General features: G+C 33.2%; 12 protein-coding genes and 1 pseudogene. 8 read left to right on the forward strand and 5 right to left on the reverse strand.

All coding sequences use genetic code 11. The annotated features are described in order from the left end of the window. The first annotated feature begins 241 nt into the window (after positions 1–241). Positions 242–988 carry an RNA polymerase sigma factor SigI gene (gene sigI / locus ACEWK1_RS01075; RefSeq protein ID WP_098797751.1) on the forward strand — a complete coding sequence of 249 codons (747 nt, stop codon included), beginning with the start codon at positions 242–244 and terminating at the stop codon, positions 986–988. Next, positions 985–2,124 carry an anti-sigma factor domain-containing protein gene (locus ACEWK1_RS01080; RefSeq protein ID WP_121661094.1) on the forward strand — a complete coding sequence of 380 codons (1,140 nt, stop codon included), beginning with the start codon at positions 985–987 and terminating at the stop codon, positions 2,122–2,124. Before sigI ends, ACEWK1_RS01080 begins: the two co-directional genes overlap by 4 nt. Positions 2,125–2,160: 36 nt before the next feature. Here the strand turns inward: ACEWK1_RS01080 and ACEWK1_RS01085 are convergent, their stop codons facing one another. Both ACEWK1_RS01085 and ACEWK1_RS01090 read right to left on the reverse strand, forming a co-directional pair. Beyond that, a complete protein-coding gene (locus tag ACEWK1_RS01085; protein WP_098797753.1) occupies positions 2,161–2,361 on the reverse strand; it encodes an alpha/beta-type small acid-soluble spore protein in 201 nt (66 codons plus the stop codon). A gap of 121 nt (positions 2,362–2,482) precedes the next feature. Further along, positions 2,483–3,175 (reverse strand): DUF1836 domain-containing protein, encoded by a 693-nt coding sequence (locus ACEWK1_RS01090; RefSeq protein WP_212137423.1) that lies wholly within the window; start codon positions 3,173–3,175, stop codon positions 2,483–2,485. Positions 3,176–3,380: 205 nt separating this feature from the next. Between ACEWK1_RS01090 and htpX the strand changes: the two genes are divergently transcribed. Continuing rightward, a complete protein-coding gene (gene htpX / locus ACEWK1_RS01095; protein ID WP_121661096.1) occupies positions 3,381–4,259 on the forward strand; it encodes a protease HtpX in 879 nt (292 codons plus the stop codon). 231 nt (positions 4,260–4,490) lie between these two features. Continuing rightward, entirely contained in the window at positions 4,491–5,837 is a 1,347-nt protein-coding gene (locus ACEWK1_RS01100; protein WP_121661097.1) for a TrkH family potassium uptake protein, read from the forward strand. A gap of 53 nt (positions 5,838–5,890) precedes the next feature. Here ACEWK1_RS01100 and ACEWK1_RS01105 read toward each other — a convergent pair. Continuing rightward, positions 5,891–6,231 (reverse strand): annotated as a pseudogene (locus ACEWK1_RS01105) (DUF3905 domain-containing protein). A 177-nt stretch (positions 6,232–6,408) separates the two neighbouring features. Here ACEWK1_RS01105 and ACEWK1_RS01110 point away from each other — a divergent pair. Then, entirely contained in the window at positions 6,409–6,561 is a 153-nt protein-coding gene (locus ACEWK1_RS01110; protein WP_162987275.1) for a hypothetical protein, read from the forward strand. 2 nt (positions 6,562–6,563) lie between these two features. Further along, positions 6,564–6,743, forward strand: coding sequence for a hypothetical protein (locus tag ACEWK1_RS01115; protein WP_121661099.1), 180 nt, complete (start codon positions 6,564–6,566; stop codon positions 6,741–6,743). Between the two features lie 30 nt (positions 6,744–6,773). On the opposite strand, the gene ACEWK1_RS01120 is transcribed toward ACEWK1_RS01115, so the two are convergent. Both ACEWK1_RS01120 and ACEWK1_RS01125 read right to left on the reverse strand, forming a co-directional pair. After that, complete coding sequence (locus tag ACEWK1_RS01120; RefSeq protein ID WP_121661100.1) at positions 6,774–8,540, reverse strand: B12-binding domain-containing radical SAM protein; 1,767 nt, start codon at positions 8,538–8,540, stop codon at positions 6,774–6,776. 218 nt (positions 8,541–8,758) lie between these two features. After that, positions 8,759–9,769 (reverse strand): acyltransferase family protein, encoded by a 1,011-nt coding sequence (locus ACEWK1_RS01125; RefSeq protein WP_212137425.1) that lies wholly within the window; start codon positions 9,767–9,769, stop codon positions 8,759–8,761. Between the two features lie 438 nt (positions 9,770–10,207). Between ACEWK1_RS01125 and ACEWK1_RS01130 the strand changes: the two genes are divergently transcribed. Then, the gene (locus tag ACEWK1_RS01130) at positions 10,208–12,397 is read left to right on the forward strand and encodes a PAS domain-containing sensor histidine kinase (RefSeq protein ID WP_269671092.1); all 2,190 of its coding nucleotides are present in this window, start codon (positions 10,208–10,210) and stop codon (positions 12,395–12,397) included. Between the two features lie 26 nt (positions 12,398–12,423). Further along, the gene (locus tag ACEWK1_RS01135; RefSeq protein WP_212137427.1) at positions 12,424–12,915 is read left to right on the forward strand and encodes a methylated-DNA--[protein]-cysteine S-methyltransferase; all 492 of its coding nucleotides are present in this window, start codon (positions 12,424–12,426) and stop codon (positions 12,913–12,915) included. Positions 12,916–13,159 lie beyond the last annotated feature (244 nt).

A 13,159-nucleotide genomic window follows, 5' to 3' on the forward strand; every position in this document is an offset into this window, starting at 1 on the left:
ATGAAACATGTGTGTAATTTATTGGAAATTAGCGATTTCTCTCAAAAAAGTGTATATGATCTGCTAAAATGTATTTTATACTATAATTTAATATCAATAGGTCTAAAGTAATTTATTTTGTAACAATTGACTTTCTTTTGTAGAAATTTAGAAAGATAGTTTCATATATCTTCCTTTGCGGTCCCTCTGTAATTTAGCTATTATAGACAAAGTAATATAGGGGAAACAGAGGTGAACCGCCATGCTTAGCCTTTTGTTTAGACTAGGTAAGAAGAAGCGAACATTAGAAGAAACGGTTCTCCTAATTCAAAAGGGAGACCTTCAATTACAAAATGAATTAATTGAACAATATAAGCCATTTGTTGCTAAAACAGTATCATCCGTTTGTAAAAGATATATTAGTGAAAATGATGATGAATTTAGTATAGGTTTGATTGCGTTTAATGATGCTATTGAAAAATATTCTACAGATAAAGGAAGCTCTCTGTTAGCATTTGCAGAATTAGTTATTAAAAGAAAAGTGATTGATTACATTCGGAAGGAAGCGCGTAATCCTTACACAGTTAACTTAGATTTGCAGGAGCATGAAGAAGGAGAATATTCTCAAAGTAAAATAGAATCAGATTTATCAATTGATGAGTACACGAAGGCAATTGAGCAAGAGCATCGTAAAGAAGAGATCATATTTTTCCAACACTGTTTAAACGATTTTAATTTAACCTTTGCTGAAATTTTAGATCAATCACCAAAGCATTTTGATGCACGTCAAAATGCCATCATGGTTGCAAAGGAAGTCGTAAAGGATGATGACCTACGACATCACCTTTTTACTAAAAAACAGCTTCCGGTTAAGCAACTAGAAGCCAAAGTAGCAGTAAGCCGAAAAACAATTGAGAGAAACAGAAAATACATCATTGCAATGGCCATCATCCTTTCAGGGAATTTCGTCTATTTAAAAGATTATATTAAAGGGGTGCTAGATTCATGAAAAAGGGAGTCGTCGTAGAATATAGTGATGACTTTGTTACGTTGCTCACCCCGGATGGGCAATTTTTAAAAGCTAAGAATAATGAAGGTGTCTATGAATTAGGTGAAGAAATATCTTTTTTTCCTGTAGCGGATAAACGTGAAGAAGTTATCAGAAAGAGAAAAAGAAATCACATCTTCAGCTATTTTAGTACTCGTATGGCTAAGGCAGGGGCTATATCAGCAATTGCTATCATATTTTTTATGATCAGTTTTCTTCCATTTTTTCAAAATGATCAGGTATATGCCTATATGTCTATTGATATAAACCCTAGTTTTGAAGTTGGTGTTGATGATCAACTAAATGTGATTTCTTTAGAACCACTAAATGATGAGGCTAACAAGCTAATGGAAAAGGTTTCGGATTGGGAGAATAAACCTTTTAATGAGATTGTTGATCGGATCGTTGGTGAATGTAAATTAGAAGGGTACGTTTATCCTGGTAAGGAAATTGTTATAACCACAGTGGTAAATGAAGAAGATAAAAAGGCGCAAAATGAGCTTCAAGAGGATATTAGTAAAATTCGTTCTTCTTATGAAGAAGACCAGATGATTGTTAAAACAATTGAAGCTGATCAGGAAACTAGAGAAAAAGCTCAAAAACAAGGGGTTTCGACTGGTAAATATATTGAATTAACTGAAAAAGAGGTAAAACCAGTTAAGGAGAAAGAGACAACACCAGTAGAACAAAACAATACTCCTTCAATTCAAGAAAAAGAAGATACAACAACTACTGATCCAGTAAAACAGGAAACTTCAACAACAGTTGAAGAAAATCAACAAACAAAAAATGAGCTAAATTCAAAAGCAAAAGAAGAGTTAAATGAAGTGAAAAATGAGCTAAGAGGGCAGGAAAACGAACAAAAGCAAAATAAAGGCAATCAAGTAAATAACAATAATCGTGATAAACAAAAACAGAAAAACAACAATCGACATAACCAAGATGACGATGATCGTGATAATCGAAAAGACAGAAAAAATAGAAATCATGATAATGATGATGATGATGATCGGAATAAAAGATGGAGTTCGAATAAAGATAGAGATCGAGATGATCGTGAAGAAAGAAAAAGAAACAACAACCGCGATGATGATTAGAGAGGCTGATCCAAATGGACCAGCCTCTTTGCCATATTATTCAGTTCTTTGTCCGTTTAGTTGTGATTGTGCTTGTGCAACTAAACGTTTAGTAATTTCGCCACCAACAGATCCGTTTGCACGGGAAACTGTATCTGAACCTAGGTTTACACCAAATTCATTTGCAATTTCATATTTAATTTGATCCAGAGCTTGCTCAATCCCTGGTACAAGTAACTTATTGCTGCTTCTAGCCATTTGGAACACTCCTTTAGATGATTGTTCTTTAGCTGATAAAGTAATCGATTTTTCAGCCTTACTCATAAGGTATCATTCATTGTTAGTTTCTATACTGGAAAAGTTTAGACTAACTCGATAACTACTTTATAGGTATATAGCTTTCATTCAAATATACTTGTGCTCTTGTTTGCAAATGAGAAGCTATTACTGCTAAAACAGTTGTGACAAGAATTCGTTCGATCGTTTTCCACTGACTTTCAGTAAGTTCACTAAATTTCTTTGGTATTGCATTTACTTCTTCTACTATTTGTTGCTCCAGTGTTTGACCTCTAAATGGGAGTTTTTCTAGTTTCTCAAGAATTGTTCCGTACATTTCATAAAACATAATCGGACTGATTAAATCATCGCTTCGATCTGAAAGGGTGTTAAAAACTTCTGTAAGGACCTTACGAATTTTTTCGAAATCAAATACATATTTTAAATCTTTTACAATCAATAGCATAGCTGCTTGGTCAATTGAATATTTTTTACCAAGTTCAGGAGGCCCGATTAATTCTTTTACATCTCTTTTAATCCAGTTTTGAATGGAAGTTGATTTTAAAGATGTTAATTCACATAAGTTTGCTAGGGACACAATTTCATTTGTAGACAAGCCAAACTCCTGTAAATTTCGTCGTTTACTAGCTTTTATTAAAAAAGCGGGAATATTTATGTCACTAAGTGAAGTAAAGTTTATTGCTTTTTCTATAATAAGTAAAGGAGGTTGTTTGGACTCGCCTTTAAGTGAATATAATAATGCTGTCATTTCTTTTCGTGTTAATTGTATAGTCATTTTGACACCTCTTTTTAGTGGTCTCATCGGAAAGTATAATTTGATTTCATTAAGGAAACCTTTGGACATACCTCGATGTTAAGTATGTAACAAATTAGTGAACAATTTGTAAAGTGTAAATAGTTTCTTGCTTTTACACATAAAAGTTTCTATAATTTTATTATAGTATAAGTTCATGTGAACTTGAAATTATTTGGAGGTATTTATGGCTAAAAGAATTTTTCTATTTCTTTTATCAAATATTCTAGTCATTACAACGATTGGAATTGTTTTATCACTCTTTAACGTTTCTCCCTATCAAAATGTAAATGGCAATTTGGATTTGGTTAGCCTTTTAATTTTTAGTGCTGTGGTAGGTTTTACAGGTTCATTCGTTTCTCTTGCAATTTCTAGATGGATGGCTAAAATGATGATGGGTGTCAAAGTAATTAATCCTGATGGCCAACTATCACCTTATGAAAGAGATCTTGTTGAAAGAGTGTATCGATTGTCTCGAGCTGCTGGTTTAACAAAGATGCCTCAAGTTGGTATTTACCAATCACCTGAAGTAAATGCTTTTGCGACTGGACCTTCAAAGCGACGTTCTTTGGTAGCTGTATCAACTGGACTTCTCCAGGAAATGGATGATGATGCAATTGAAGGTGTATTAGCACATGAGGTGGCACACATCGCCAACGGTGATATGGTTACAATGACGTTACTACAAGGAATTGTCAATACGTTCGTTGTATTCTTTGCACGTATTGCTGCATGGGTAGCCTCTCGTTTTGTCCGAGAAGACTTGGCACCGATTGTTCATTTTATTGCAGTGATCATTTTCCAGATTGTCTTCTCCATTTTGGGAAGCCTGGTTGTGTTCGCATTCTCAAGATATCGTGAATATCATGCTGACCGTGGTGGAGCAGACTTAGCGGGCAAGGATAAAATGATACACGCGTTAAGATCTTTAAAACATTATACTCAACGAGTTAGAGACGACCAAGCATCTTTATCAACTTTAAAAATAAATAGTAAAAAAGGGATGTCCTTATTCTCTACACATCCTGATCTTGATGATCGTATAAGTCGATTAGAAGCTAAATAAATGAAAAAAAGAATGACAATGGAAAGCACCATTGTCATTCTTTTTTTACTATCTGAATGTAGTTGTTTTTATGGATAAATATATGAAAAACAAATGCTTTGTCATTAGTGCTTCAAGATAAGCCGAGATTTTCTAATAAAGCACTTTTCATTTTATCTTTTTTTCTTTATGATTATAGGACTTAGTTTTTTATATAGGAAATTGTTTTTGCAGGATAGGAATGAATAATGAATGAATAAATTAAAATTTCGAATACAGTCTTTAACCCCGGTACAATTAATTGTTTCATATTACTTTTTAGCTGTTACAGTTTCTGTACTTTTATTAAGTTTGCCTGTGGCGCATAAGCCTGGTGTGGAGTTTGCTTTTATCGACCGGCTTTTTACTGCTGTTAGTGCAGTTAGTGTAACAGGATTAACTGTAATGTCTACAGCAGATACATTTAGTGTACCTGGTATTTTTATATTAGCCTTTGTTTTACAATTTGGCGGGATAGGCATTATGACACTAGGTACATTTGTATGGCTTATTGTGGGTAAGAAAATAGGGTTAAAAGAACGCCAGCTAATCATGACTGACCAAAATCAAAGCAACTTATCTGGTATCGTAAATTTAATTCGTCAAATTATTGTACTCATTCTTATTATTGAGTTAATTGGAGCATTAATTTTAGGAACTTATTTCTTAAAATACTATCCAACATGGCAGGAAGCATATCTGCATGGATTTTTTACTTCAATTAGTGCAACAACCAATGGTGGCTTTGACATTACTGGTCAATCTTTAATTCCTTATGCTGATGATTATTTTATTCAGTTTATTGTGATGATTTTAATTATTTTAGGTGCTATTGGTTTTCCGGTATTAATTGAAGTGAAAGATTTCCTTTTTAATAAAAGTCAACGATTCCGTTTTACGTTGTTTACCAAAATAACTTCCATAACCTTTTTTGCCTTAATTTTAGTGGGAACAATTACAATTGCTGCTCTTGAGTATTCTTATTTTTTTAAAGGAAAAGAATGGCATGAAACGTTTTTTTACTCTCTATTTCAATCAACAGCAACCAGAAGTGGTGGTTTAGCAACAATGGACGTTAGTATGTTTACAGATACAACCATTTTAGTTATGTGTGCGTTAATGTTTATTGGTGCATCTCCAAGCTCAGTTGGAGGCGGAATTCGAACGACAACATTTGCTTTAAATCTTTTATTTCTTTTTCATTTTGCTAGAGGAAATAAGTCAATTAAGATTTTTAAAAGGGAGCTTTATGAGGAAGATTTAATGAAGTCAGTCGTAGTGACAATGATGGCATTTCTAATATGTTTTTTTGCCCTCGTTATATTAGCGATTACAGAGCAGTTTGAATTTATAGAAATATTATTTGAAGTTTGTTCAGCATTTGGAACAACAGGGCTATCGATGGGAATTACACCTGAATTAAGCTCAATTGGTAAAATTGTTATTATGATCTTAATGTTTATCGGAAGAATAGGTATACTTACGTTTTTGTATCTTTTAGGAACAAAGGAAAGAAAAGCAAATTATCATTATCCAAAAGAGCGAGTAATCATCGGATAAATTGCGAAGGATTGATGCATTGGGCATCAATCCTTTTTGAGTTCCCTTTATTGCTAATCATTGTTATAGCTTACATCTTTATCAGGATGTGTAAAAGGAACTCCTTGAGGTCTTTTTTAGCTTCAATTAAATCTCTATTCTCAGAAGTGTTCCAACCAATGTCGTTTGTCGGATGAACCCATTGATCACCAGACATAATCGCTGGATCAATATCGTCACTCCAATGGTTTAAAGGTGATTGTGTTGAGTTATAAAAGCTATCTCCAATTGTAACGCCATACTCGTTAATAAAAGGTTTTTTCATTTTTATCCCAGTTCCTTTCCAAGAAGGAGCATTTATCTGATGTGGTAGTGTTTCGTTTATTGTGAAGTTTTCATCTTTTTGCTTTTTCAAATATCGTCACCCCTTATCATTGTTTTTGTAATATGTTGCCCGAAAAGATAGAAGGAATTGTCTTTAAGCGCATTTTCCGTTTTCTACCTATGATAGAAATGAGAAGTTCAGGTAAAAGTAAACAAGTAACATCCTAACAAGGCTTAGTTAAAAGTTTAAAATATGAGGTGATTTGTTGTGAAAAGAAAAGCGTTTAGAAATCAAGCTACAAAACATAATTTTACCCCTACAGAAAGCCTACCTGATACTGAATTTGCAGAAATTAACGATGATCAGGATCCGATGAAGGGTGCCAACCGTAACTCTAAACAAGGAAAGCAAGGGAAGTAAAGATGACAAAAAAGAAAAATATGAAAAGTAAAGATATGCAAAATCATAAAAAACCAATGGATACTGACATATTACAAGAAGAATTTGGTCAGGAAACTGGTGACGTTAACGCATCGAAGCTTTATGAGGCAATAGCAGGAAATGAAAAAACGGAGAAAAAAGACGGTAAACAAAACAAATAAATAAAAGTGAGAGATGAAAAATCTCTCACTTCAGCTAACCTTTGTATCAAGCTCACTTGAAAGTACTGTATAAACGGTTGTCTTTGAATGAATAGCATCATAATGAACAAGTACAAAAGAGTTTTCATTTATAATCCTACCTGTCTTCAAGTAATGATCTAAATTAAATGGTAAAGTTTCTAAAACAGTATGTTTAAATAAATCCTTTTCAGAGAACTGTTTTTGAGCAAATTCTTCTCCTAGTAGGAGAGGGTTTTCTAGAACTGAGTGATAGATCTTACTTCTTTCTTGCTTTGATAATGTTTCACTCCACCAAGGCTTACGAGGTTTATAATTTTGGTTTCGTAAATAATCATACTTCATAAAACCGCTGGCAATTGTTAACTCGTTTCTCTTAATGCTTCCAAGGAAATCATATAAGTGTTTATACAAATCTTCGAGTTGATGACCAATTCTAGTCCATCCTTTTTCATCCCAATATGTCCCAAAATCCTGAAAGAAATCAAATGGGGATGGGAAAAGGTGTGTTACTAAATATTCAATTGTTTCATCCATTCGATGGTCATTCCAATATTTCTCCAAAACATCTTCAACTTGTTTAATTTTCGTAATATCTTCAAAGGAAAGAACATTATTTTTAAGAATTTCATATGGAGAATGATCCATATAAACATAGCCATGATGTTCAGCACGAAGGCGTAAACCTGTGCCTCTAAGCATCTTTAAGAAACCTAGTTGAAGCTCTTCAGGACGAAGTTCAAATACATCATTAAATGTTTTCTTAAATGAATCATAATTTTCCTCAGGCAGACCTGCAATTAAATCAAGATGCTGATCGATCTTTCCGCCTTCTTTTACCATTGTCACAGTTCTTGTTAGCTTATTAAAGTTTTGTTTTCTCATGACAAGTTCGTTTGTAGCATCATTTGTCGACTGAACACCAATTTCAAAGCGGAATAAACCTTTTGGGGCATGATCATTTAAAAATTGAATAACTTCTGGTCTCATAATGTCTGCTGTAATCTCAAACTGAAAAACAGTACCTGGTTTATGCTCATCAATAAGAAATTGAAACATTTCCATTGCATAACTACGACTGATGTTAAAGGTACGATCGACAAATTTTATCGTTTTTGCACCATTCTCCATAAGAAAACGAATATCTTCTTTCACTTTTTCACGATCAAAATAACGAACCCCTACTTCAATGGAGGACAGGCAGAACTGACAGCTAAATGGACAACCACGACTTGTTTCAATATATGTTACGCGTTTTGAAAGGTGTTTCAGATCTTCTTCAAAGCGAAATGGTGAGGGTAGTACCTTTAGGTCAACTTTGTTTCGTTGCGGTTTAATCTGCACCTTGTTTTCCTCGCGGTAAGCTATCCCACTAACATTATCAAAGTTTTGTTCCCCATTTAATTCATCCAGCAGCTGTTTGAACGATTGCTCTCCTTCACCTATGATAATGAAATCAACCTCTGGAATTTTATCCATCCACTCTCTAGTATCGTAAGTAACTTCAGGGCCACCTAAAACAATAATCAAAGAAGGGTTGATTTTCTTCAGCATTTTAATCACTTTTATTGTTTCTTCAATATTCCATATATAACAGCTAAAACCAATAACTTCAGGCTTCTTAGCGTGTAAATCTGTTACGATATTCATGGCAGGATCTTTTATTGTGTATTCTGCCAGTTCAACTTCGTATTCAGGTTGTGCATAAGCTTTTAAGTAACGGATTGATAAGCTTGTATGAATATACTTAGCATTAAGCGTCGATAAAACAGTTTTCATTTTATTTATACACCACTTCAATTATTTTATTTATATAAGCTTGTTGTGCTTTTAAACAGTAAAACCACAGAATGGTTCGTTCCACAATTACATATTGTATCATAAATTTTTTTAAAAACGTATATGTGTCATGTGGGCATGTATCCATAGTATGGAAAAGTTTTTTTGAAAACAAACCTAAAAAAGAACAAGCATAATACTTGTTCTTTAGGAAGTGTCTATTTATTAAGTGAAAAGCTCTTTAAGTAATAATGAATTCCTGAAGGTTTTATCTCTATAAAGGGACTTGTTAATTCTTTTACAACCTTAGTTGATAAAATTGCTGTTAAAAGTATAGATAATGTTGTTAGAAGCACTATACTTTGAAAATCTCCCATCCAATCTACTACATGTGTGTTTCTCATATATTGAATGATAAAGCCATGTAACAGATAAACATAAAATGTTCTAGTGCCCCATTCCGTGAAAAAGGTCTGTTTTGTAGGAATCAATGCTAAAAAGCTAAGAGAAGTTACAAGCGTTAAACTGTAAAATCCTAACCGAATAAATGCACTACCTACGGTTAGATCACCGAATTGTGCATATGACTTTGAACCAAATAACCATTCATAATCAAAATCAGCAAAGAAATACGTAATAAAGGTCATAGATAATAGGAAGAATGCGACTCCTCTAACATGCACCCTTGTTATATAGTCAAAATGCTCTTTTCTTAGGTAAAAGCCTAATAAGAATAAGGGAAAGAACACGAATGTTCTAGATAGACTTAAGTAATTACTTATATCTTCTAAATACCCAACTGAAAGCCCGATAATAAAGGCAATCGCAAGCGACCATTTAGCGGAAAGCCTTGTTGCACCAAATAAAAAAAGATTCCAGAAAAACAAACTAACTAAAAACCATAAAGACCAGTGAGGATCTAGTGGATCAAGAACATTTGCATTTTGTTTCTCAACAAAAAAATAATATACCGAATAGATTCCTTGGAAAATAAGATAAGGAAGTATTAGTTTTTTAGCGATTTTGCTTACATATCCTTTTTTCTTGAACCCTTTTGCGAAATATCCTGAGATAAGGATAAAGGCCGGCATATGGAAGGTATAGACAAATTTATATATAGTCATCATGATTGGACTTTCATCTATAAATGGCCGGATAACATGACCAAAAACAACTAAAAAAATTAATAAAAATTTTGCATTATCAAAATAGCTAACACGATTTTTCATGCGCTCACCTTTCCTTCAGAAGTTTTAAATCGTTAAACTATCCTTCTCTTCCCAAATTTGAGGTACGCTTAAACGGTACCTTTGTATCATTTTTCAAAAAAGTCCCTACTGTAAGATTGCAGATAGACTCATTTTAGACAAATATACATAGTTTCTTACATACTTGTTTGAAAAGCTTTGTAGATGAAAAAACCTTACTAAAGTATGTTTCGAAAAAGCTGCTCCTTTTTTAGGGGACGTAATAAAGCTGTCATCTTTTTGTAAGATAGATGACAGCCTTTTCCTTTAAACCGAATAGTGTTGTCGAAATACTTTACTATATTACAACCTTCACAGTAAAAAAGAAACATTTTCTATCATTTTGTAGATAGGTGAAGGACAATGCCATAACTTGTAGAATACATGATAGTAGAAAGTTCGTGATTAGGGGTGAAAAGATTGAAGCAAACGATGGAGGATCGCGAAATCGTTGCCTTAAAAGCACAATTGGCTCAAGTAGAAAAAGAGAATGAAATGCTTAAATTTAAATTGCTGCAGCATGAAAATATATTAGAGGGTGCACTAGATGCTGTTGCAATTTTTGATGAAAATATGAGATTTATAGATGTAAACTCCGCCGCATGTCATATGTTTCAATTGCAGAAAAAAGAGTTATGTAAACGAAATCTCTATGACTTTTTATCTCTTATTCCAAGCAATCAAATAAGGCAAGTCATTGATGATATTTATCATGATGATCCAGTTAGGAAGGAATTAATTGTAAAATTAGATAATGGGCAGGTTAAATTTTTAGAAATCTCCTTACGGAAAAAAGCAATAAACGGTTATGACCTTGCTATGATAAAAGATGTTTCATTTAAAAAAATGCTTGAACGTGAGCGTACAATTAATGAACAGCTTTTTAAAGATCTATTTCATCGTGCAGTGGATGGAATAGTTATTTTTGATCAAAACGGTGATTTTATAGATGCGAATGGTTCTTTTTGCGCAAGCTTTGAAATAACGAAAATGCAGTTGAACTCTTTTGGACTAGAGGATTTTATTGATGAACATGAGAAATATAGACTTGATAACCTGTGGAAGATGTTAAAAGAAAATGGAAGCGCAAAAGGAGAGCTTCCTGTTATCTTGAAAAATGGTAGTAAGAAAATATTCGAGTTTACAACAACTTCAAACATTATTGATGGCTTTTACATGGCCATTATGAGGGATATTACAGAAAAAAGGTCAATGGAAATACAGCTATATAAAAGTGAAGAACGTTTTCGAGAGGTTTTTGAAAATGCGATAGATGCCATTATGATTTGGGATAAACATGGTCAAATTATGAAGGTGAATCAGGCTGCAAGTCGTACATTTGAGCTAAATGAAACAGAGCTTGTTCGTCGTAACATATTGGATTTTGTTGATCAAACCTCTCCAAGTTTTCTTAAAGTGAAAAACGAATACTTTAATACAGGGGCAATAAGGGAAGAATTACTTTTCCATATGCCCAATGGACAAAACAAAGAGCTTGAGTTTACCTCTAAAATGGACATACTGGATGGTCATCATTTAACAATTTTTCGGAACGTTAGTGAACGAAAACGGATGGAAAAAATATTAAGGGAAAGTGAACATAAATTTCGTAGTATTTTTGATGGTGCAATGGATGGAATTATTTTATTTAACCATTCTTTTGAAATCATTGAAGCCAATGAAACAGCTAAAAAAATCTTGAATTTAAAATCGGAAGATATCAAATCATCAAGAATATGTGATATTTTATTTTCACACGCTCATGCAGACCCTGTGTACAAAACACTAGAGTCATATGAAGAGAACATACAAGAAATCATGTATACGAATGAAAATGGAGAAGAAATGATTTTAGAAATTGCTCTTAAGAATCATATTAATGAAAATATGAATCTAGCTGTTTTTCGGGATGTAACAGAGAAAAGAGAGTTAGAAGAACAACTTAGAAAATCAGATACATTAAATGTAGTTGGAGAACTAGCAGCAGGTATTGCCCATGAAATTCGCAACCCAATGACTGCATTAAAAGGATTTATTCAGCTGCTAGAGGGAAGTGTTAAAGAGGACTTTTCTATGTACTTTAATGTTATTACATCTGAGCTAAGTAGGATAGAATCCATCATTACTGAATTTTTAATTTTAGCAAGACCTCAAGCTATTCAGTATTCTAATAAAGATATTGGAACAATTGTAAAAGAAACAATGGAATTACTAAATGCACAGGCCATTTTAGTAAATGTCCAGATGCAACTAAATATTGAAGAAAACTTGCCATTATTATTCTGTGAACCAAATCAACTAAAGCAAGTGTTTATAAATGTGTTAAAGAATGCGATTGAAGTAATGCCTGATGGAGGACAAATTGATGTTACAGTAAAACGGAAAAATGAAGATCAGCTTTTAATTTCCATAAGAGATAGGGGCTCAGGTATTTCGCAGGATAAAATAAAAAGACTCGGTCAACCATTTTACACAACGAAGGAACGTGGAACAGGGCTTGGTTTAATGGTAAGCTATAAAATAATTGAGGAACATCAAGGTCAAGTTGAGGTTGAAAGTGAAGAAGGGAAAGGGACAACATTTCATATTACCCTTCCAATTACACAATAAAAAAATAGTAAAGAGGATATACACAAATGTTTTATACTTATTATGACTCCCCAATCGGGAGACTTACAATTGTATCGACACTTGGAGAAATTACTCATTTATTTTTAACTATAGAACAATTTAATGAATTTCAAGGTGCAAACAAGCTTGTGGAAGATGGGCAACATCATATCCTTCGTGAAGCAGTAAAACAGCTTCATGAATATTTTTATGGAGGAAGATCAAACTTTGACCTACCATTTGAGATAAAAGGCACTGACTTTCAAAAAAAGATTTGGACTGAGTTACGTCAAATTCCGATTGGACAGGTTTGTAGTTACCAAGACATTGCCGTCAAAATTGGTAACAAGAACGCTGTACGTGCTATTGGGCAAGCAAATAAAGCAAATAAATTGCCAATATTTATCCCATGTCATCGTGTTATAGGGAAGAATCAAAGGCTGACCGGTTATGCTGGAGATAAAAATGAGTTAAAGGCTAAGCTTTTAACTCATGAGAATATTGCATTTAAACACTAACATGGTTATCAAGGGAACAACTAACTACTTGTCACATTTTTTCCTTTGCAACATATTATTTGAGTAAGAGAAAAAAGTTGCGTAAGGTAAAGAAAGGGGCAAGTTATATGTGGAATCAAAGCAAACGTCCAAAAAAAGTTCTCTTTTACACTTCTATACTATCAAAACTTCATATTATTTCAGAAAAGGAAAAAAATATCTTAATTGAAAAACAAAAAGGACCAAAGCTCTAGTGTTAAACTAG

Source organism: Metabacillus sp. YM-086 (assembly GCF_048059995.1).
In the GTDB taxonomy this organism is placed as follows: Bacteria; Bacillota; Bacilli; order Bacillales; family Bacillaceae; genus Metabacillus; species Metabacillus litoralis_B.